The 22,028-nt window shown below is 71.1% G+C and carries 12 protein-coding genes and 4 pseudogenes; 10 read left to right on the forward strand and 6 right to left on the reverse strand.

What is annotated here, in order from left to right:
* Window positions 1–390 precede the first annotated feature (390 nt).
* The 3 genes from AC3ET4_RS24075 to AC3ET4_RS24085 form a co-directional block, all read right to left on the reverse strand.
* Window positions 391–2,574 carry a 3-hydroxyacyl-CoA dehydrogenase NAD-binding domain-containing protein gene (locus AC3ET4_RS24075; protein WP_431952791.1) on the reverse strand — a complete coding sequence of 728 codons (2,184 nt, stop codon included), beginning with the start codon at window positions 2,572–2,574 and terminating at the stop codon, window positions 391–393.
* 66 nt (window positions 2,575–2,640) lie between these two features.
* On the reverse strand, window positions 2,641–3,855 hold the full coding sequence (locus AC3ET4_RS24080) for an acetyl-CoA C-acetyltransferase (RefSeq protein ID WP_431952793.1): 1,215 nt from the start codon (window positions 3,853–3,855) through the stop codon (window positions 2,641–2,643).
* A gap of 70 nt (window positions 3,856–3,925) precedes the next feature.
* Entirely contained in the window at window positions 3,926–5,119 is a 1,194-nt protein-coding gene (locus AC3ET4_RS24085) for a CaiB/BaiF CoA transferase family protein (protein WP_431952795.1), read from the reverse strand.
* A gap of 235 nt (window positions 5,120–5,354) precedes the next feature.
* Between AC3ET4_RS24085 and AC3ET4_RS24090 the strand changes: the two genes are divergently transcribed.
* The 6 genes and pseudogenes from AC3ET4_RS24090 to AC3ET4_RS24115 all read left to right on the forward strand — a co-directional run bounded on the left by AC3ET4_RS24090 (window position 5,355) and on the right by AC3ET4_RS24115 (window position 11,085).
* Window positions 5,355–5,915, forward strand: a complete 561-nt coding sequence (locus tag AC3ET4_RS24090; RefSeq protein ID WP_431952797.1) for a GNAT family N-acetyltransferase — start codon at window positions 5,355–5,357, stop codon at window positions 5,913–5,915.
* Window positions 5,916–6,071: 156 nt separating this feature from the next.
* Window positions 6,072–7,556 (forward strand): cryptochrome/photolyase family protein, encoded by a 1,485-nt coding sequence (locus AC3ET4_RS24095; RefSeq protein WP_431952799.1) that lies wholly within the window; start codon window positions 6,072–6,074, stop codon window positions 7,554–7,556.
* A gap of 256 nt (window positions 7,557–7,812) precedes the next feature.
* Window positions 7,813–8,004, forward strand: coding sequence for a putative ATP-grasp-modified RiPP (tgmA, locus tag AC3ET4_RS24100; RefSeq protein ID WP_319140779.1), 192 nt, complete (start codon window positions 7,813–7,815; stop codon window positions 8,002–8,004).
* 13 nt (window positions 8,005–8,017) lie between these two features.
* A complete protein-coding gene (gene tgmB, locus AC3ET4_RS24105; protein ID WP_431952802.1) occupies window positions 8,018–8,977 on the forward strand; it encodes an ATP-grasp ribosomal peptide maturase in 960 nt (319 codons plus the stop codon).
* A 68-nt stretch (window positions 8,978–9,045) separates the two neighbouring features.
* Window positions 9,046–10,200: pseudogene (locus AC3ET4_RS24110) on the forward strand (spore photoproduct lyase family protein).
* 117 nt (window positions 10,201–10,317) lie between these two features.
* Window positions 10,318–11,085 (forward strand): uracil-DNA glycosylase, encoded by a 768-nt coding sequence (locus AC3ET4_RS24115; RefSeq protein ID WP_431952804.1) that lies wholly within the window; start codon window positions 10,318–10,320, stop codon window positions 11,083–11,085.
* Between the two features lie 200 nt (window positions 11,086–11,285).
* Here the strand turns inward: AC3ET4_RS24115 and AC3ET4_RS24120 are convergent, their stop codons facing one another.
* On the reverse strand, window positions 11,286–12,164 hold the full coding sequence (locus tag AC3ET4_RS24120; RefSeq protein ID WP_431952806.1) for an ATP-grasp domain-containing protein: 879 nt from the start codon (window positions 12,162–12,164) through the stop codon (window positions 11,286–11,288).
* A gap of 115 nt (window positions 12,165–12,279) precedes the next feature.
* Here AC3ET4_RS24120 and AC3ET4_RS24125 point away from each other — a divergent pair, with 115 nt between their 5' ends.
* Window positions 12,280–12,720 carry a YchJ family protein gene (locus AC3ET4_RS24125; protein ID WP_431952808.1) on the forward strand — a complete coding sequence of 147 codons (441 nt, stop codon included), beginning with the start codon at window positions 12,280–12,282 and terminating at the stop codon, window positions 12,718–12,720.
* A gap of 121 nt (window positions 12,721–12,841) precedes the next feature.
* Here the strand turns inward: AC3ET4_RS24125 and AC3ET4_RS24130 are convergent.
* Both AC3ET4_RS24130 and AC3ET4_RS24135 read right to left on the reverse strand, forming a co-directional pair.
* A pseudogene (locus AC3ET4_RS24130) lies at window positions 12,842–13,088 on the reverse strand (DNA-binding response regulator); the annotation flags it as partial.
* A 335-nt stretch (window positions 13,089–13,423) separates the two neighbouring features.
* The gene (locus AC3ET4_RS24135; protein WP_431952810.1) at window positions 13,424–13,801 is read right to left on the reverse strand and encodes an RNA-binding S4 domain-containing protein; all 378 of its coding nucleotides are present in this window, start codon (window positions 13,799–13,801) and stop codon (window positions 13,424–13,426) included.
* A 43-nt stretch (window positions 13,802–13,844) separates the two neighbouring features.
* On the opposite strand from AC3ET4_RS24135, the pseudogene AC3ET4_RS24140 reads away from it, so the two are divergent.
* The 3 genes and pseudogenes from AC3ET4_RS24140 to AC3ET4_RS24150 form a co-directional block, all read left to right on the forward strand.
* A pseudogene (locus AC3ET4_RS24140) lies at window positions 13,845–14,290 on the forward strand (transposase); the annotation flags it as partial.
* 119 nt (window positions 14,291–14,409) lie between these two features.
* Window positions 14,410–21,321 carry a hypothetical protein gene (locus tag AC3ET4_RS24145; protein WP_431952812.1) on the forward strand — a complete coding sequence of 2,304 codons (6,912 nt, stop codon included), beginning with the start codon at window positions 14,410–14,412 and terminating at the stop codon, window positions 21,319–21,321.
* A 509-nt stretch (window positions 21,322–21,830) separates the two neighbouring features.
* Window positions 21,831–22,028 (forward strand): annotated as a pseudogene (locus AC3ET4_RS24150) (glycoside hydrolase family 15 protein); the annotation flags it as partial.

Genomic DNA, 22,028 nt, shown 5'->3' on the forward strand with positions numbered 1-22,028 from the left:
GCACGGGATCGTGCGTGAACGGCACATTGGCCGGCGCCCTTGGGACAGTGCCGGCAGTCCGGTCACCGCCGTCCGGCAACAGTAGTCGAAGGCGGCGATCACCAGGAGGTCCGGGAGTGACCCGCACTCATGCCCGCTGACGGTACTTCAACTGATGTGCCGCGACGGCGGGGAGAGGTCCGCTGGGCGGATCGGCCGGGTCGCGCGGCCGGGGCGCGCGGCCGGTCCGCGGCCCCCGAGTGCGGGCGCCGCCGGGCTCGGCGACCGGGGTCGCGGCGGGGTCGGAGACGGCGGGCGGCACGGCCGGGGTGCGGGCCGGGGCGCCGCCGTCCCTCCGGGCGGCACGGCCGATCCCCATGGCGGCGGGCCGCCCCCGCGCGTGGGCACCCGTCAGCCGTCGGTGAAGGTCTCGCCAAGTTCGGCCTTGCGCACCAGCAGCTCCGGCGCCGCGAAGCGCTCGCCGTAGGCGGCCCGCAGTTCCTCGGCGCGGGCGAGGAAGCCGGCCGGGCCGCCCGGGTACCCGTTGACGTACTGCAGGACCCCGCCCGTCCACGCGGGGAAGCCGATGCCCAGGAGCGAACCGATGTTGGCGTCGGCGACGGAGGTGACGACGTTCTCTTCCAGACAGCGGACGGCGTCCAGGGCCTCGGCGAAGAGCATGCGCTCCTTGAGGTCCTCGAAGGGCACCGCCGCCGCCTCCGGCCTGGTGAAGTGCTCGCGCAGTCCGGGCCACAGGCCGGCCCGCCCGCCGTCCGCGTAGTCGTAGAAGCCGGCGCCGCCACTGCGTCCGGTACGGCCGAACTCCTCGACCATGCGGTCGATGACGGCGTCCGCGGGGTGCGGACGCCAGGTGCCGCCCGCCTCCTCCACCGCGCGCCGCGACTCCGCGCGGATCCTGCGGGGCAGGGTGGGCGTCAGCTCGTCCATCAGGGCGAGCACCTTGGCCGGGTATCCGGCCTGGGCGGCCGCCTGCTCCACGGTGGCGGGGTCGACGCCCTCACCGACCATGGCGACGCCCTCGTTGATGAAGTGCCCGATGACCCGCGAGGTGAAGAAGCCGCGCGCGTCGTTGACGACGATCGGTGTCTTGCGGATCTGCCGGACCAGGTCGAAGGCGCGGGCGATCGCCTCGTCGCCGGTGCGGGCGCCCCTGACGACCTCGACCAGCGGCATCCTGTCGACCGGCGAGAAGAAGTGCAGCCCGACGAAGGCCTCGCGTCGCTGCACGCCCTCCGCCAGAAGGGTGATGGGCAGGGTGGAGGTGTTGGAGCAGAGCAGGGCGTCGGGGGCGACGACGCCCTCGATCTCCTGGAAGACCTTGTGCTTGAGGGCCGGGTCCTCGAAGACCGCCTCGATGACGGCGTCGCAGCCCGCCACGGCCTGCGGGTCGGCCGTGGGACTGATCCGGGCGAGCAGCTCGTCCCGCTTCTCCTGAGAGGTGCGGCCCTTGGCCAGGGCCCTGTCGAGGAGTTTGGCGGAGTACGCCTTGCCGCGCTCGGCGGCCTCGGCCGTGACGTCCTTCAGGACGACCTCGATGCCCGCCCTGGCGCACGCGTAGGCGATGCCCGCACCCATCATGCCGGCGCCGAGCACTGCCACCTTGGCGACGGTGCGGGCCGGGAGGCCCTTGGGGCGGCTGGCGCCGGAATTGACGGCCTGCATGTCGAAGAAGAAGGCCTGGATCATGTTCTTGGCGATCGGGCCGGTCACCAGCTCGGTGAAGTAGCGGGACTCGACGGCGAAGGCGGTGTCGATGTCGACCTGGGCGCTCTCCACGGCCGCGGCCAGGATGTTGCGCTGCGCCGGGTAGGGGGCGCCGGCGAGCTGCTTGCGCAGGGTGGCCGGGAAGGCCGGCAGGTCGGCGGCGAACGCGGGGGTGCTCGGGGTGCCGCCGGGGATGAGGTAGCCCTTGGTGTCCCAGGGCTGCGCGGCGTCGGGGTGGGCGTCGATGAAGGCGCGGGCCTTGGCGAGCATGTCGTCGCGGTCGGAGGCCACCTCGTCGACCAGCCCGTTCTCCAGCGCGCGCCGCGGGTCGTAGCGGGTGCCCTGCAGCAGCACCTTCAGCAGCGCGTCGGTGATGCCGAGCAGCCGCACCGTCCGGACGACCCCGCCGCCGCCGGGGAGCAGTCCGAAGGTGGCCTCGGGCAGGCCGATCCTCGAGCCGGGCGCGTCGAGCGCGACGCGGTGGTGGCAGGCCAGCGCGATCTCGTAACCGCCGCCCAGGGCCGCGCCGTTGATCGCGGCGACGACGGGCCTGCCGAGGGTCTCGATACGGCGCAGGTCGCGCTTCATCCTCATGCCGGCCTCGAAGATCCTCTGAGCGTCCCCGGGACCCGCCTTGATCATGTCCTTGAGGTCGCCGCCGGCGAAGAAGGTCTTCTTGGCGGAGGTGACGATGACGCCGCGGACCGCGTCGCGTTCCGCCTCCAGACGGTCGGCGACGTCCCCCAGGGACTGCCTGAATGCCTGGTTCATGGTGTTCGCGGACTGGTCCGGGTCGTCCAGGACGAGGGTGACGACCCCGGTCTCGTCCTGTTCCCAGCGGATGGCGGTGTTCGTGGGCGCAGCGGTCATGTCGGCGGCTCCGTAGCGGGATGAAGCGGGACGGGAGGCGGGAGGCAGGTCTGGGCGCGGGAACGGTCAGAGGCGCTCGACGACGGTGGCGATGCCCATGCCGCCGCCGACGCACAGCGTGGCCAGTCCGTACCGCTGGTCGCGGCGCTCCAGTTCGTCGACGAGGGTGCCCAGGATCATGGCGCCGGTGGCGCCGAGAGGGTGGCCGAGCGCGATGGCGCCGCCGTTGACGTTGACCTTGTCGTGGCTCAGGCCCATCTCCCGCATGAAGCGCAGGACGACAGCCGCGAACGCCTCGTTGATCTCGACGAGGTCGATGTCGTCGACGGTGAGCCCGGCCTTGGCGAGCGCCTTGCGGCTGGCGGGGGCGGGGCCGGTGAGCATGATGGTGGGGTCCGCGCCGGAGACGGCGGCGGAGACGATGCGGGCCCGCGGCGTCAGGCCGAAGCGTTCGCCCGTCTCCCGGTTGCCGATGACCACGAGGGCGGCGCCGTCCACGATGCCGGAGGAGTTGCCCGCGTGGTGGACGTGGTCGATCTTCTCGACCCAGTGGTACTTCTGCAGCGCGACGGCGTCGAAGCCGCCCGCCTCGCCGATGCCGGCGAAGGACGGCTTGAGCCCGGCGAGGCTCTCCGCGGTGGTGCCGGGCCGCAGGTGCTCGTCGCGGTCGAGGACGACCAGGCCGTTGCGGTCGAGGACGGGGACGACCGATCGGTCGAAGCGGCCCTCCTTCCACGCCTGCGCGGCACGGGCCTGCGACTCGGCGGCGTAGGAGTCCACGTCGTGGCGGCTGAAACCCTCGATGGTGGCGATGAGGTCGGCGCCGACGCCCTGGGGCACGAAGCCCGTGGTGTAGCTGGTCAGCGGGTCCATGGCCCACGGACCGCCGTCGGAGCCCATGGGGACGCGGGACATCGATTCGACGCCGCCGGCCAGCACCAGGTCCTCCCAGCCCGAACGGACCTTGGCGGCCGCCATGTTGACGGCCTCCAGGCCGGAGGCGCAGAAGCGGTTCTCCTGCACGCCGGCCACGGTCTCGGGCAGTCCGGCGGCGATGGCGGCGGTCTTGGCGATGTCGGAGCCCTGGTCGCCGATCGGGGTGACGACACCGAGCACGATGTCGTCGATCGCGGCCGGGTCGAGGCCGGGCAGCCTGCGACGAAGTTCGTCGATGAGCCCGGTGACCAGGTCGATGGGCTTGGTGCCGTGGAGGGAGCCGTTGGCCTTGCCGCGCCCGCGCGGGGTGCGGATGGCCTCGTAGACGTAGGCGTCGGTGCTCAACGTCGGGTGCCTTTCGATGAGGGTGCGGTGCGGGTGACCATACGGGCGCTCGCCGTGCGCCGGCGGCCGGCTACGGGAGCCGGTCCCCGGCCTGCCCGGCGACGGTGGCGGGCGCCGCGGCCCCGGGGGCGGGCGCGGGGAGGCCCCAGTCGCGCGCGACCTCCGCGGTGTGCGCGCCGGGCAGGGCGGGCGGCCGCCGCAACGCGCCGGGGGTGGCGGAGAAGCGCGGGGCGGGCGCGGGCTGGGTGACGCCGCCGGGGTCGGCGAAGGTGCCGCGGGCGGCCAGGTGGGGGTGGGCGACGGCCTCGGCCAGCGACAGCACCGGCGCCGTGCAGGCGTCGCTGCCCTCGAAGACCTCCGTCCACTCCTGGCGGGTGGCGGACTTGAAGCGTGCCGCGATCAGAGCGCGCAGTTCGTCCCAGCGTCCGAGGTCACCCCGGTCCGGAGCGTCCGCGGGGAGGCCGAGCAGCCGGGCGAACTCCGCGTAGAAGGCGGGTTCCAGGGCGCCGACGGCCATCCACCCGCCGTCGGCGGTCTCATAAACGGCGTAGTAGGGGCAGCCGCCGTCCAGCAGGTTGGCGCCGCGCCGGTCCTGCCAGCCGCCGGCGGCGACCATACCGCGGATCATCGCGCCGAGATGGGCGACGCCGTCGACGATGGCCGCGTCGACGACCTGGCCGGCGCCGGTGGCGCGGGCGTGGTGGAGGGCCGCGAGCACCCCTGTGACGAGATAGAGGGAGCCGCCGGCGTAGTCGCCGAGCAGGTTGGCCGGGATCGCGGGCGGTCCTTCACCGGGGCCGATCATCCCGAGCGCCCCGGCGACGGCGGTGTAGCCGATGTCGTGCCCGGCCCGCGGGGCGAGAGGCCCGTCCTGGCCCCAGCCGGTCATGCGGCCGTAGACGAGGCGGGGATTACGGGCGTGGCAGTCGGCCGGGCCGACGCCCAGGCGTTCGGCGACGCCGGGACGGTAGCCCTCCAGCAGGACGTCGGCGCGGTCGGCGAGCTCCAGGACCAGCCGGACGCCCTCGTCGCTCTTGAGATCGGCGATCACGGAGCGCTTGTTGCGGTTGGTGATGTCGTACGCCGGGTCGATCCCGAGCGGGGACCCGCCGGGCCGGTCGACGCGGACGACGTCCGCGCCGAGGTCACCGAGGAGCATCGCGGCGAACGGCGCCGGACCGATCCCGGCCAGCTCCACCACACGCACCCCGGCGAGCGGCCCACCGGCCGCCGCCACCCCCCGCCGCGCCCGCGCCCCGGTCATCGGCACCCTCCGGCCTCGCGACGAGCATGACAGTATCGCTGTAACACCGACGACACCGACGACACTGGCGATGCTAGGGATGCGTGCCGGCGTTGACAAGCGCCGAAGCCCCGGCGGGGCGCGGGTCGGGGGAGGATCACCACCATGGATGAGGCACTGTGACCGAAGCCCTGGGCGACGCGTGGACGCGCGCCGTCCTGCACGGCAACGCCGTCCGGCTCCTCGGGATCGCGGCGTGACGCCCGCTCCGCGACGGCCCCACGGCCCCGAGGCGATCGCCACGCCGTGTCTGCTGCTGGAACCGCTGAGGGTGGAGCACGCCCAGGAGATGGCCGCCGTGCTCGGCGACCCCGCGCTCCACGCGTTCATCGGCGGCGTCCCGTACGACGAGCCCGGCCTGCGCGCCCGCTACTCCCGCCTGGTGGCCGGCTCCGGGGACCCCGCCGTGTCCTGGTGGAACTGGGTGGTCCGGCTGCGTACGGAGGACCGCCTCACGGGCACCGTACAGGCGACGGTGGCCTGGGACGCCCCCGACGGCGCGGTCGCGGAGGTCGCCTGGGTGGTCGGCACCGCCTGGCAGGGCCGCGGCATCGCCTCCGAGGCGGCCGCCGCCCTCGTCGCCCGGCTCGCCGCGCTCCCCGTGGACCGCGTCATCGCCCATGTGCACCCCGCGCACCGGGCCTCCCGGTCCGTCGCCGCCGCCGCGGGCCTGACCCCCACGTCCGCCGTCGTGGACGGCGAGATCCGCTGGCAGCGCCTGATCGCCCCGTCCGCCGCCGCGGCGCCGGGCGGCTGACGCCGCCGGGAGCCGGTACTCCGCCACGACGACACCAGCGGGCCGCCGCGGGCGGCGTTACGGGGCCGCGGGGCCACCGTGCTGGAGGATGTCCCCGCCCAGGACATCCGGCACATCCCGGACGCCCGTCCGACGCCGCACCGGAGGTACGTCCCCATGACGCCACGTCCGCACTGGCTCTTCGGCGACCAGTTGGGGCCGCACTTCCTCGACCCCGCTGTCCCGGCTGTCATGATCGAGGCGCGCTCGGTGTTCGCCCGCCGCCGCTCCCACCGCGCCAAGGCCCACCTCGTGTTGTCGGCGATGCGGCACCGTGCGGCGGAGCTCGGTGACCGCGTGCGCTACGTGCGGGCCGGCACCTACCGCGAGGGGCTGCGTGAGGCGGTCGGCGACGCCCGCGTGACCGTGTGCCGGCCGAGCTCACGGGCCGCGCTGCGGCTGGTGGGCACGCTGGAGCAGGTCGCGGTGCTCCCCGACCGCGCCTTCCTGGTCTCGCGCGAGGACTTCACCGGCTGGCTCGAGGGCCGCGGCGGACGCCTGCTGCTGGAGGACTTCTACCGCTGGGTGCGCCGCTCCCACGACCTGCTGATGGAGGGCGACGCACCGGCCGGCGGACGCTGGAACCTGGACCACGACAACCGGGAGCCGCCGCCGCGCGGCCGGGGCGACCTCGGGGTGCCGCCGCCCTGGCGGCCGCGGGAGGACGAGATCGACGAGGAGGTCCGGCACGACCTGGACCGCTGGGAGCGCGACGGCCAGGTCCGCTTCGTCGGGCGCGACGGGCCCCGGCTGTTCCCCGCGACCAGGCGCGAGGCGCTGGCGGCGCTGCGCTCCTTCATCGAGCACCGGTTGCCGCAGTTCGGGCGGTACGAGGACGCGATGCTCGCCGAGGACCCGGTGATGAGCCACAGTCTGCTCTCCGCCCCCTTGAATCTGGGGCTGCTGCACCCCGCCGAGTGCGTCGAGCGGGCCGAGCAGGCGCTGCGCTCCGGTGACGCGCCGCTGAACAGCGTGGAGGGCTTCGTCCGGCAGGTCGCCGGATGGCGGGAGTACGTCCAGCAGTTGTACTGGCACTTCGGCCCCGACTACCGGCAGCGCAACGAACTGCGCCACCGCACGCCGCTGCCGCGCTGGTTCCTGGAACTCGACGCGGACGCGGTGCGGGCGCGCTGCCTGGCGACGGTGCTGGCCCAGGTCCGCGACACGGGCTGGACCCACCACATCCCCCGGCTGATGGTCCTGGGCAGCCACGCGCTGCAACGCGGTTGGGACCCGGAGGAGTTGACGGACTGGTTCCACCGCTGTTTCGTGGACGGCCACGACTGGGTGATGGCGCCGAACGTGGTCGGCATGTCCCAGTACGCGGACGGCGGGCTGATGACCACCAAGCCGTACACCTCGGCGGGCGCCTACATCCAGCGCATGAGCGACCTGTGCGGCGGCTGCGCCTACCGGCCCGCCGAGCGGACGGGCGAGCGCGCCTGTCCGTACACCACCGGCTACTGGTCCTTCGTGCACCGGCACCGTGACCGGCTCGCCGCCAACCACCGTACGGTCAGGGCGGTTCGGGGCCTGGAGCGGCTGGGGAACCTGCCCGAGGTGCTGGCGCTGGAGGAGGAGCGCGGGCAGGGGCCTCCGTGACGGGGAGTCCGTGACGGTGTGCGCCCCGGGCCGCGCAGCGGGTATCGGAACACAGACGCTTGCCCGCGCTCCTACCAACGAGAGTCGCCATGTCACTCTTCGTAGACAACTTCAGGCACTTCAGGCACTTTTAGTTACCTGCGTCACATCGACAACAGGGAACGGTTCGGGGCCACAAGTGAGTCTCATACGTAGGGCCGCAGTTGGGCGCTGGAGCCGGTTGCCGCCCGACGCGCAGGAGAAGTGAGGAGAAACCATGCGACCGTTCGCGCTCATCCATGCCCGACCGGCCACACCCGAGACATTCGTAGCTCCGTACACCTACGATGCCGCCCTGCAGCTGAACGTGCTCCCCGACGGTCGCCCCGTCATCACCGACCGCGCGCTGCTGCTCGCCACGGCCGCCACCGTCTCCACCGCCGGCTCCAAGACGCACTTCGACGACTGAGCCCCCCGACCCGATGACCGTCCTGATCCTCACCTCGCCCGAGGACGTGACAGCCGACCTGGTGGTCTCGGCGCTGCACGACCGCGGGACGCCGGTGGTCCGCCTCGACCCGGCGGACCTGCCGGGCGAGGTCTCCCTGTCGGCGGAATACGTCCGCGGTGATGTCCGCGGTCATATTTCGGTGCAGGAACGCAGGGTGAGCATGGACAGCGTGCGCTCCATCTGGATCCGCCGGCCCGGCACCCCCGGCGCGGGCGCGGCGGAGCAGTCCGCGTGGCTGACCGCCGAGGCCGGCGGGGCGCTGTACGGGGCGCTGCGCTGCGTGCGGGCCCGGTGGATGAACCACCCGGCGGCCGCGGCACAGGCCCGTTACAAGCCCTGGCAGTTGTTCACCGCGCACCACTGCGGGTTCGCCGTCCCGGCCACGCTCATCACCACCTTCCCGCAGGCCGCGCGGGAGTTCGCCGGGCAGCATCCGCAGGTGGTGGTCAAGTCGGTATCCGGCACGCACCCGGGCGATCCGCCGCTGGCGCTGCCGACCACGCTGGTCGCCCCGGACGCCGACTTCTCCGCCGTCGCGGCCGGGCCGACACTGCTGCAGCAGTACATACCAAAGGTCGCCGACATCCGGCTGACCTGCGTGGGGACGGAGCTGTTCACGGCCCGCAAGGCGTCCGGCCCCGACCAGGTGGACGGCCGGTTCGGCGGCCCCGGGGACGCGGACTGGGAGCCCGTGGAGCCGCCGGTGCGCATCGCGCGCTCGGTGCGGGGGTACATGGCCGCGGCAGGACTCGCCTACGGGGCGTTCGACTTCGCCGTGGACACCGACGGGACCTGGTGGTTCCTGGAGTGCAACCAGGGCGGGCAGTTCGGCTTCGTCGAACTGGCGACGGGGCAGCCCATCACCGTGGCCATCGCCGGCTGGCTGGCCGCCGGCCCTGATCCGCGCACGTCGTCCCCCGCGGCGCCGTAGCAGGCCGCTGCCGGCCCCCGGCCCGGTCCCCACCTCCGGCCGCCCGCCCGCCCCGGTACGCTCGGAACGTGGCACCGGAACCGGACGGGCTCTTCCCGCTCGACGACCTCCTGCCCGCCCCGACCCCGGCGGCGGGCGGCGCCCCTTTCCGCGACTCCCCCGCCGCCGCGCGCCTGCTGGACGTCCGCACCGTGTACGCCGAGCCCGCGGCGGCCGCCTCCCAGCGGGGCAGGGAGATCCTCGCCCGCTTCCCGGACGCCAAGGTGGTCGAGATGCCGTCCCACTGGCGGATTGCGGGTCTGCACGGCAACGAGGGCAACGCCCGACGCTGGGTGCGGGTCAAGACGCGAACGCTGGTGCTGGGGGTGAAGAAGACGCTGACCGTCCGCCCCAACGGCCGCTCCGCCGACTGGATCGCCCCCGGCGCCTCCAACGGCTGCGCCATGGCCTGCGCCTACTGCTACGTCCCGCGCCGCAAGGGCTTCGCCAACCCGGTCACCACCTTCACCAACATCGACCGGATCGTCGGCCGCGTCGCGCGGCACGTCGCCGAGCAGGGCCGCAAGCCCGCGCCCAACCAGTGCGACCCGCAGGCGTGGGTGTACGACATCGGTGAGAACGGCGACTGCTCGGTCGACGACCTGATCAGCGACAACACCGCGGATTTCGTGTCCGCCTTCCGGCGGTGGCCGACGGCGAAGGCCTCCTTCGCGACCAAGTTCGTCAACCCCGACCTGCTGCGGCTCGACCCCCGTGGACGCACCAGGATCCGCTTCTCGCTGATGCCCCCCGAGGACTCCCGGCTGCTGGACATCCGGACCAGCCCGGTGGCCGAACGGATCGCCGCCGCGGGCGACTTCCTCGACGCCGGGTACGAAGTGCACTTCAACCTGTCGCCGGTCGTCATGCGCCCCGGCTGGCAGGAGGCGTGGGCCGGGCTATTCCGGCGGCTGGACGAGGTCCTGCCGGCGGCGGTCAAGGCCCAGGCGGCGGCCTAGGTGATCATGCTCACCCACAACGCGGGCCTGCACGAGGTGAACCTCGGCTGGCACCCCCGGGCCGAGGAGCTGCTGTGGCGCCCGGCGCTGCAGGAGCCCAAGCGCTCGCAGAACGGTGACCTCAACGTGCGCTACCGCGCCCCTCAGAAGGCGGCGGCCGTGCACCGGCTGGTGGCCCTCGCCGCGGAGCACGCCCCGTGGCTCCGCGTCCGCTACGCCTTCTGATCCTCCTCGCCACCCCTGGCGGCAGGCGGCCGGGCCCGGGGCTGGGTAGCGTGAGGCACGGGCCGTACGAGCGCCGGTCGCACACCCGTCGCCACGGTCCGAAGGGACGGCACGCACGTGCAGCAGGAACACACCGGCTACCCCGCCCACGCCGCGCCCGGGGCGCGGGACCTCGCCGCGCTCGACGAGCGGCTGACGGGCTGCCGGGCCTGCCCGCGGCTGGTCGCCTGGCGCGAGGAGGCCGCCCGGGTACGGCGCCGCGCCTACGCCGGGTGGGAGTACTGGGGACGTCCGGTGCCGGGCTTCGGCCCGCCGGACGCCGCTCTGGCCCTGGTCGGTCTCGCTCCCGCGGCGCACGGCGGCAACCGCACCGGCCGGATGTTCACCGGCGACCGCTCGGGCGACGTGCTGTTCGAGGCGCTGCACGCCGTCGGCCTCGCCTCGCAGCCCACCTCCACCGCACCCGGCGACGGACTGGAGTTGCTGGGGGTGCGCGTGACCGCGCCCGTCCACTGCGCGCCACCCGCCAACAATCCCACCCCGCAGGAGCGGCTGACCTGCCGCCCGTGGCTGGTGCGCGAACTGGAACTGCTGCGGCCCACGCTGCGCGCGGTCGTCGTCCTCGGCGCGTTCGGCTGGCAGGCGCTGCTGCCCGTGCTCGGGGGCGCCGGGTACCGCCTGCCGAGGCCTCTGCCCCGCTTCGGACACGGAGCGCAGGTGGCGCTGGCGGCTCCCGCGGAGGCGGAGCCGCCGCTGCACCTGTACGGCTGCTACCACGTCAGCCAGCAGAACACCTTCACCGGACGGCTCACCCCCGCCATGCTGCGCGAGGTCCTGGCGGCGGCCGCCCGGCGCGCCGGACTCCCCGTGATCTCCCCCTGGTGACGACGTCCGGCAGGCGACGCGACGCTGCCGAGGTGGCGCCGGACGACCCCCACGCCGCCTTGTGGGCACGCATCCCCCGGTGATCGGCACGACCACCACACCGTGGCGGCCGAGGCCGCTCGCCGGTCGGGCCAGGCGCGGGCTGCCCGTGCCATGACGTCGAAGGCCGGATCGGCCCGGGCGAGTACGCGCGGGCCGGCTCAGCCCGCGGCGCGCACCACCGCATCGGCGATCAGGGGCAGCGAGTCCGGGTGGTGTGTGAGGAACAGCTGGGGCTCGATGAGTTCCAGCTCCATCACGCGCGGGGTGCCGTCCTCGGCGTCGACCAGGTCGACCCGGGCGTACAGCAGCTCGGGCCTGCCCGGCACGGCGCTCAGCGCCCGCTCCGCGGCGGCCAGCTCCGCCCCCGTAGGGGTCCAGGGGCGGACGCCGGGGTGGGCGACCTTGCGGGCGTCGTAGCGCGTGTCCGGGGACAGCACGGCGTTCTTGGAGATGGCGTGCAGGAAGCGGCCGCCGACGAAGACCAGGGCGCGCTCGCCGGTGGTGTCGATCCGCGGCATGTACGGCTGCACCATGGCGGTGATGCCCTCGCCGTGCATCCGCTCGACGTGGGCCCGCGCCTCCTCGTGCTGCTCGGGACGGTAGCGCGCGGCGTAGCGCGCGCCCGCACCCGCCGTGGGCTTGACGACGAACTCGTGGTCGCCGGGCAGCCCCTCGACGCCGCCACCGGGGGGCAGGTAGCGGGTGGCGACCGCGGGCACGCCGAGGGAGGCCAGCTCGCCGAGGTAGCGCTTGTCGGAGTTCCAGCGCACGACCGCGGGCGGGTTGAGGAGCGCGGTGGCGGCGCCGCAGCGGTCGGCCCAGGCCAGGAACTCCCCGGTGCGCAGGGTGTAGTCCCACGTCGACCGTATGAGCGCCAGGTCGAATCCGGACCAGTCGACGTCCGGGTCGTGCCAGTTCACGACCGCGGCTTCGGCGCCCGCGGCGGCGACGGCGTCCCGCAGCAGGGGCAGGTCGTGGTCGACGGCGCCCTCCGGGAGGTGCGCGGTGGTCACCAGGGCGATCCTCGGCTGCGTCACGGGGGCTCCTCGGAGGTGGTCGGGCGGGGATCTCGCGTCCCGCAGGCTACCCGCAGCAGAGGACCGGAGGTCGGGCGGGCCGGGGCGCGCCCGCGCGGGCGTGCACAATGGCGGCATGCCCAAGTCCCGCCCCGGCCGCCGTTCCGCCCCGCGCCCGCGCTCCCGCCCTGTGCCGTCCCTTGACGCGCCCTGCCCGTGCGGGCTGCCCACCGCCTACGGCGACTGCTGCGGCCGCTACCACTCCGGCGACAGCGCCGCCCCCACCGCCGAGGCACTGATGCGCTCCCGCTTCAGCGCCTACGCGGTGCGCGACGCGGACTATGTGCTGCGCACCTGGCACCCGCGGACCCGGCCCGCGGACCTGGACCTCGACGACGGCCTGCGCTGGGAGCGGCTGGAGGTCCTCGGGACGACCGGCGGCAGCGCCTTCCACGACGAGGGCACCGTCGCCTTCCGGGCGCACTACAGCCTGCGCGGCGAGCACGACGTGATGGAGGAGAACAGCCGCTTCGTCCGCCACGACGGCGCCTGGGTCTACGTGGCGCCGCTGTCCTGAGCGCGTCGCCGGCGCGTCATCGCTGTGGCGGCCGCCGCGGTCGGCGCCCACGGCCCGCGGCGCAGCGCTTCGGCCCCCCGGCTTGGGCGGCGAGGCGCCCGGGGCCACCACCCGGGCGTGCTCAGGGGAGGGAGCGGCGGGGTCCACGCCCGGAGGATGCCGCGGCGCCCGGGCCACCCGGCCGTACCAGGCCGGTCTCATAGGCGAAGGACCACTGCCTGCGCCCGGCCACGCAGAGCCAGCTTGGCCGAAGGACCGTCCCGCGTGGCCGCCGCCCCGGAGGCGAAGCATTCCACCCTGCGCGTGATCGACGGCGCCAGCAGGGCGTCGCCTGTGTCGACGAGCCGCACGGCCGCCGCCAGCGGTTCCACCACAGGCCGCCGTCCCGAGAGCTCCGCCCCGCGCCTCGGGACCGGCGGCAGGGGCTCATGCACCACAGTCCCCGCGCAGGGAAGCGGCGCCGCATCCCACGCCCGGGCTCCGCCCACCCGTCACCGTACGGCGTCACGCCTGTGCGCGGCATGCGGCGACGGCCCCGAACCGCCGGCACCCACCCGGTCCGGGCAGCGGGCTCGTCCCGTCGGGAGACCGCGGTCGGGCGTCCCGTGATCGAGCACGCACCGCGCCGAGCGGCCCGTGGCATCTCGTGGCGCCCCGTCACAGGGGGCCGCGCCCGACCGGAGCCCCGTCCGTGCGCGCCGCCTCAGCGGGCGCCGCGCAGGCGCTCCATCTCCCGCCGGTCCCGCTTGGTCGGACGGCCCGTGCCGCGGTCGCGGACCACGGGCGCCGGCACCTCCTGCGGCGTGGGCGGCGGAGGGCTGTTGTCGACGTAGCACTCCGCCGCGACGGGAGCGCCGACCCGCTTGCGCACCAGGCGTGCCACGACGACGATCCGCTCTGGCCCGGCACCGCGCAGCCGCACCTCGTCACCGGGGCGGACCGCGTGCGCGGGCTTGACCCGCTCGCCGTTGACCCGCACATGCCCGGCACGGCACGCGGTGGCGGCCATGGAGCGTGTCTTCGTGAGCCGCACGGACCAGATCCAGGCGTCGACCCGCACGGGGCCTGCGTCGTCAGCCATGCCACGACCCTAGCGCGCCCGCTTCCCGTAACGCCGCGGACCGCTCTTCGCGGTCCTGGAGATCGCCACCGGGAAGATCGCCGCTGACGCCTGCCACACCCGGCACCGCAACGACGAGTTCCTGCGCTTTCTCAAGCAGGTCGCCAAGGCCCACCCCCACCCGAGGGTGAAGCTGCACGTGGCCGTCGACGACTACGCGACCCACAGGCACCCTCGCGTGAGGCCTGGCTGGCGAAGAGCCCTCGGATCACCCTGCACTTCACGCCGACCTCCTGCTCATGGCTGAACCTGGTGGAGATCTTCTTCGGCATCATCACCCGGCAGGCCATACGCCGCGGCACCGTCACCTCCGTCGCCGACCTGAAGGACGCCGTCCGCCGGTACATCGACGCCTACGACGACCGCTGCCAGCCCTTCACCTGGACCAAGCCCGCCGACGAAATCCTCGAGCACGCCACACCGAAGCGCCCAAGAACTTCATTCACGCGACCCTGGGATGCAACCCACAGACACGGAACAGGCAGGATAGAACGATCGACCGGACAGCAGACGACGCAACATCCACAGCCGTCCGGCAGTCGAGTCCGAAACAGGAGGATATGTCACCCATGCCCGATCTCTCCAGAATCTGCTTCGCAGTAGACGACGACGTTGCCAGGACAGCGGAAAAACTGTCCGACCCCCGGGAACAGCTGGCGGTCCTGACTGCGTACTTCACCGAGCAGGCGAACCTCGGCCGGATCAGTCCCGCGGAGCGGACGGTTCTGCGCGAGGACCCCAATTCTGCTCAGCAGACGGTGTCAGAGATCCCGGGCGTGACGGCTGGAGCGAGTGGGGGCCTCGTCAGGCATCCGGAAAGGTGGAAGGAGCAGGGCCTGTCGACCGACTACGCGACAGCCCTGATCACCACTGTGCGAAGGGAGGACAGAGCCCGGCGCAGCATGGCGCAGGACCCCGAGCCGGGCAGCGCGAGCGAGGACGCGATACTCAGCAAATACGCCGAGTTGCGTCGGCAGAATATAATCGCGGACATGGCCCCTGAAATGGCCGCCGTGAAAATCTGGGAGCACCTGTTCAACCACGGACAACCCGTCCGCATGCTTGGCGGAGTCCGTGGCAGCAAGAAGTCCGTCAAAAAGATCGAGCCGGGCGAGGCGTCTTCGTCCTCGGCCCCCGTACAGGTCGACCCTGTCTCTCCCGAGGTCGCGAAGGCCATCAAAGAGGAGACCAGAAATCTGAGGGGCAACCTCACGGAGCAGCGCTCCGAGCTCGAGGAGCTTGCACTCCGCCTGGCCCCGGAGATGACGTTTCGCTACGGTTCGCCCCAGATGCTGGTCATGGCTGTCCTGCGGGTGAGGCAACTGCCGGATGAACAACACCGTAAGGTCATCCTGAACCATCCGCACATGATCAATGCGATGGTGGAGAGCAGAGAAATTCGCAGTCTGCTGACAGCATCTCCCCACCTGGCAGACAAACTGGTCAAAGCTCCCGCGGTGCTGCAAGGCCTGATTTCTGCATCCACTCACTGGTGGAAAGAAGCCAAGGACGTCCTTGGCCGCGATGGCCTGATCGAAGCACTCGAGAAGGACCCGGCACTTATTGATCTGGCGTTCAGGGAGCCTATAATTCTAAAGAATTTGGCAGGCCATATCGAAACCTTCCGGGTGACACTGTCCGCAAGGGGTGTTCTCCTCAGTCTCCTCAGGAGTCCGCGTTTTGCAGCCGGTCTGCTGGCTTCCATGGATCCCGTGGAGACCTTGTGGTCGATCCTGCCGGAAGCGGCTCTCATATCAGCCATCTACAATCATGAGCACAGACGAGAGTGGCTCTCGAGTGGTGCCGATCTGTATCGGAGAATACTGGACGACGAGTCGACAAAAGAGTTTCTCAGGGAATATTCAGAACTCAACTATCTCATCCTGTTCAGTCCGGCGATGCTCGATATCGCTCTCGCACATCCCGACTCCGTGGAGATGCTCAGCCAGTCGCCGGACCTGGCGTACGCGCTGGAAGAGAATCCAGATCTCGCATACCGACTTCTGGACAGTCCAGACATGCTCGCCGAGGCGACGAAAAATGCGGCAGTAGCGGAAGTCATATCGGCCTATCCGCACGCATATGACGAGCTGGACGATGAAGATTTGCTGCAGGAACTCCGCTCCGCCTCCTCTCCGCCACGGCTCGTTGACAGTGCTACCACCCGAAGGTACACGCCGGGGAAGATGCATGAGAACCTTGACCCGCACCTATTGGAAAGCCTCAGGAGGAAAAACTTTGTTCTGCATATCGGCTTGGCAACCTTGGCCGAGGGGCAGCACCCGGACGTGCGTGCAGATTTCCTACACCTTTTGGAGCGCAACCCAGAAGCTTTTCAGTGGCCACACCAATTGCGCAGGGCCGTCGAATCCATTCCGGCCGATTATGCCCTGCCGGCGAATGATTCAGTAGCCCTCGCTATCCTTCAGGGCATCGCGCGTTACTCAGAATGGGAGCTGTACTTCGAATATCCCAGCGGCTACAGGGATGTTATAGACAATGCGCTGAAGACAAGAGAAGACGTCCGACGGTCGACGCACAAAAGTCCTGTGGTGCCGTCTATGACGTTGTCCGAACCGCGGGCTTTTGCGTTCTTTGCCACTGATTTCACGGACAGAGACCCATTGACTTCCGGGGCCATAGCCAGCAATCCCTCCTTTATATGGTCGCCGGGTCTCAGGAGTGCCGGGCTGCACTGCCTGGACGCTCTCTCCTCCGATGATTCTGCTCCACTTCGCCTGCTGAACCGGCATCGGCAGTTGGTGTCCGAGTTCACGCGCGAGGACTGGCTGGCGGTAGTCAGCAACCTGACCCACGCGAGCGGGGTCCTGAGTAGGCTGACTTCCCAATTCGGCCGGATTCCGGCAGGCCACTGGAGGCGGCTGCTGACCGACGGAGAGCTGCTGAAGGAGCTCAACCTGCGGAAAACGGAGCCGACCGCCAGAGCCTTGATGGAGCATTCGGAGGCTCTCAAGGTGGCCATTTCCCGTGACTCCGACTTCGTGCAGAAGTGGAGAGATGGTCTCGGGCAGGAGTTCAAGGAGGCGGTAGATGCAACGCTGCGTCCAGGAATTTCGACCGGAACATCCCTCAAGAACTTGACCAAAGAAATCAGAAAACTAGGGCCCGAGCTGGTGACACAAGACGGTTTCCAGCTCGACAGGCGACTGACATCGGCCGTCGAAATCTTGGTCAATGGCATCCGGAGCAAGGCGAGTGCTGAGCAGCTGAAGGACGACCTGAAGGGTGTTCAGATCGACTCCGTGGATGAGGTCATTCAGCGCTACTCGACGCTGCGTGACAGTGCTTCCTCTCTGCAGAGCGCCGTACGAGCAAGGAGGGATGTGGCGCAGGCGGTGTTCTTTTCGCGGGATATCCTTGACTTGTTCGAGCGCCGCCCCTCGATCCTCGGCATCGTCCTCCAAGATCCAAATGTGCTGCGCCAGTTGACCTCCCCCTCCCTGTCAACGCTTCCGCGCCAACTGATAGACAACGACCACATGTACCGCCTCTTCATATCGCAAGACAACTGGCGCATTAGACTCACGAATCGCAACTTTGTGGACGCCGCGTCAAGGAATCGCACATTTTTCAACGCCGTAGCCGAACGCGAGTACGAGATTGCCGTTCTTTCCCTAGCCCCCCATCAGCTCTTGGAGCGCAGCGCGAGTGCGGCGCAGGCGGCCGTTGACAGTGCGGAGACCATCCGCGTTCTTGCGCGGCCGGAGTCTGCCGCTCTGATTCACGCGTTGTCCGCGGCGGACGAGCGTGTGGTGCGTGCGGTGGTGGCGAGTCAGGGGCGGTTGGGGGCGTCGGCTCGGCGTCCGGAGCTGGTCCGGGTGCTGGAGGCGGTCCCGGGGTTGGCCGAGGCGTTGGGGGAGCGGCCTGATCTTCTGGTGAGTGACACGGAGTGGGCGGGGGTGCTGGGGAACGCCGAGCTGGTGGAGGAGCTTGCGTCACATCCGCAGCTGGTCGGGGAAGTTCTCACCCCCGCGGCGCTTCCAGTGGTGAGGGCGTCTTCCCGCTTCGTGCGACTGCTTGGTTCGGTACCGGACGAGGTGCGCCGGGGACTGCTCAGCCCGGAGGTTTTGCAGTTCCTGCACCGTAATCCTTCTGCGGTCGCCAAGATGGCCCGGAATTCGTCGTTGCCGGCTGTGCTGGCCAATCCGCGCGTGGCCCAGCTGGTCAAGGACCACCCGCGCGTGTGGACCGCCATCGAGGACCGGCCTGAACTGGCTGATGTCCTGGTGGCCAACAAGGGGTTGCGTCACGACCTGGCTGAGGGGGGCGGTCTCTGGGAGGTGGCTGTCAGGCATCCCGCACTGGGTGGGGTCCTCAGCGCCGCCTTCCGTAGTGCTCTGCGGCGCTACCCCGAGGTGCGTCAGGTGCTGATCGCCCATGACGGTGTGATCGGTTCCGAAGCGGCGGAGCGGGTTCGGCATGCCCTGACACGGCCCGGGATCATGCGGGTGATGAAGGAACATCCCGCGTTCGCTGCGCGGCTGGTGTCCGAGCCGCTGTGGCAGGACGAGGCGATCAGCAACCCGGCATTCAGCGACAACGTGGGGGACCTCGCCCGGCGGGAGCAGAAGGCGTTCCAGGACGTGCTGGCGGATCCGGAACCGGGGCGGCTGCTGGAAAGGCTGCGGCAGCGCGAACAGCAGCAGCGGGACGCGCGGCCGGCGAAGGGCCAGGCGTCGGGTGTCGCGGCGTCCGGGCGGGCCCGGCGGACGATGCCGGCCACGCCTGCCACGGGCGGATCGTCGACGGGCACGGAACGTGTCGAGGCGGCCCCGCAGGAGCTGACGGATCTCCTGGCCGGCGCCCACGGCCGGGACATCGCGCGGACCATCTCCCAGGACCCGGTCGTGCTGGCCCTGCTGTCCGGTGACGTCTCGCTGGCCGACGACCTCGTCCACCATCCCGAACGGCTGTCCGATCTGCAGTTCGGTGCGTACCTGGAGCGGAACCTGCCGCCGCTGAGCACCGATGCCCGGGCGGTGGGCGGCAAGGACGAGTCGCTGATGGGCCCGGACCCCTTCGAGAAGCACTTCGCGGCGTTCCTCCAGGTCGCCGATGCCGCCTTGACCGGACCGCACTACGGACGGGCGAGCGAGGTCGCACGCGTCCGCTGGAACAAGACGCTGGCAGACCGGAAGAGCCAGATGGACTCCCGGCGTGCCGTTCAGGCGCAGCGACTGGCGCAGGTCCGTGCCAACATGCCGGGCACCTGGCAGCACAGCGGTGAAATCGTGTACCTGGGCGGGTTGAAGGCCGAGTCGTTCGACGACGCGCAGCGGCAGAAGCTGGAGCAGGCCGCACAGGGGCAAGGGGTCCGGGAGCCGCGGAGCAGGTGGAAGCTCAACACGCCGTTGCACATTCACACGGTGCAGGGCAGCGGTGGGGCCGCGATCGTCTATCTCCTCGATCCTTCGGGGTTCGTGCGTATGGGGGTCTACGCCGTCGCCCGCACCCGGTTGGGGAACCAGTACCGTTGGGACAACACCGACGGCAAGTTCATGGACGGTCCGCCCGAGCTGGACATGGTGGCCAACGATCCGGTGCTGCTGGAGTCCAGGTCGCTGGTGGACGCGCTTGGTGCCGGGAGTGGGACGGCTGATCGTGACGCTGTGGGGAATGCCGGCGGGCAGGACGACCGCACGACGGGAACCGCCGCCGGGGGCCTTACACCGGCAGCGCGAGAGGCGATGCAGCAGTCCGAGACTGTCGCCGAAGCCGTGACCGCGTACCACGACGCTCTGGAGCGTCTGGCGCTGAACCGGCCAAAGGCCCCGGAGGACTTCATCCAAGCCGGCGAGCGACTGCACCAGCTGGGATTCGAGGTGTTCGCGGTGGACACCCTGGAACCCACCCTGCGTCAACAGGCGGGTGAGGTCATTCGACAGCAGGAGCAGAAATCGAGGCCTGCGCCAGCACGCGAGTGGGCGCAGGGCCCGCACTTCCCGCTCGGCGCCGTCGCTGCCGCCCTTGCCAAGGGCTCTCAAGCGGGCGCGTCCGTAGCACGCGCCCTGTCCGCACCCAGACTGGCGGGCGGGACGCGGACCGTGGGTGCGGACCCGTTCAAGGAAGGCTGGGCACCAGGACACGGCGTCACCCTCGGCGCGGCGCCGTCGCCGCTGTCCCAGGAACACGGTCAGGCACACGCGCCCGAAACAGTCCACGAGGCCCTGTACGAGACACCGCCCTCCACCGGCAAGGCCCGGGAGCAGGCCGAGGTGTTCCGGACGTTCACACGCCAGTACGAGCACACCACACGCCCCTACACCTACGAGGTCGGCTCCGCAGGAACGGTGCGGCTCGCCGGCGGCGTCACCCTCACGGGCCGCTGGGCACCCTGGGGAAGCAGCTGGGTCAGCGAGGACGGCTACCACCTCAACCCCGACGGCTCGATCGGCCGCACCGACAACCAGGACCTCGTAGCGGACATCGTCGATTTCGAGCGTGACGGTCACCACCTCACCAGTAACGACACCCACCTCGTCCTCACCCCCACCCACACTGACCGCGGCGCCATCACGGGACCCCCGCTCACCCTTCCCCAGACCACAGAACCCATGGGGGTCCAGGCCTTCCTCGACGCACCCCGAACCGCCACCGGCACCAGACCCCCGGCCCCCCAGCCGACGGTCCTGCCCGAGGACTACCTGCAGAACACCGCCGACCACAACGCCTCATCGGCCCGAGCACGGGCCGTGCGGCCCGATACCCCCCAGGTGGCGGGACTTGAGGGGTCGGGGCGCACGCCTGACACGGCCGCATCGTCCCGGCAGCACACACCGCAGACCCCGGCCACTGATCAGGCCGAACCCGAGGTGACCGACGCCGTCCGCCCCGCCCGCCAACTGTCCGAAGGACTGCACGAGGAGTTCGACACGGTCGCGGTGCCGGACCATACGGCGGATTCCTCCCTCCGCCGGCTCGAGACGGTCACCGGGGATCTCGTTCCCGAGTCCGGTCCGCTCCCGGCACAACGAGACGGTGATCAGGTCGATCGTGGCAGCCACACGCTGACCGAAAGCACGAGCAGGCCTGGGACAAGGCAGCCCTATCGGTGGACCCCCGTCGTGTCCTTCACCGAGGAGACAGCGCCGGCGGCGACGGGCAGGCCGGGTGTGGGACTCCCGCTGGAGGTGATCCGCCACCCGGCCCGTTTCACCGCGCAGGAGATCACCGGTCTGGACGGGGAACGGGCCGAAAACCTCCAGGCGACGGCGGACAGCGCGACCCTGGAGACGGCTGTCACCACCGCGACCCGACAGGCCGCCGAAGCGATCCGGCAGAAGATCACCCACACACGGGGCTGGGGCATGGAAAACACCGACATCCTGCTCACCACACCCACGGAAGGACTCGTCGTGTGGATGATGATCACCCAACGGCTCGCCAACACCCTCGACCACAGAGTCAAGATCTCCATCGGAAGCAACAAGGCACAACCCATAGAAGTCTGCCCGCAGTAAGGGGACGGTCATGACGCCGTCTGCCCCGTAGCCCGGATTGACGAGGGAGGGTTCCCGGCGAAGAGGTCTCCGGGCGGGACCGTCGTTCAACCGGTGTGACCAGGTTGAGGGGGATTCAGGGGACGGGGCAGGACCGGGTGGTCGCCGGGGGCTGATGCGTGAGCAGGCACGGCCCCCGGTGACCACTACCCCCGCCTGCCGACCTCTGCTCGGCCCAGGTGCCCCCGGCGGTCAGAGGCCGGCGTCGTCTCGCCCCTGGCCGCGAGCACCGTCCTGGCCGGAGCGACGTCCCCGACCAGGTCGCGGACCGCCGACGCACCGCCGCACGTACTGGATCCGCCGCCCCGGCTGGGGCCACCGTGCGCAGGAACCTCCAGCGCACCGACTGCGCCGCACCGGGCACGGCCCTCGGAAGCCTGCTCGCCGGGTGTGGACAGCACCGCCGACCAGCCAGTTTGGCACAACGCCCTCGCCGAGTCGTTCTCCGCCGCCTTGCGGCGCGGGCTTCCGCGCCCGAGGCTTCCGATGCCGAGGCGGCCCTCACGCAGACCAGCGCCTTCTGGGAGGCCTGGGCGGAGCACCTGGTCTACGACGGCCGGCACCGAGAGGCAGTGATCCGTTCTCTCATCACACTGAAGGCCCTCACCCACGCGCCCACCGGCGGAATCGTGGCCGCCCCGACGACTTCTCCGCCCGAGGAACTCGGC

Source organism: Actinacidiphila sp. bgisy167, from assembly GCF_057707665.1.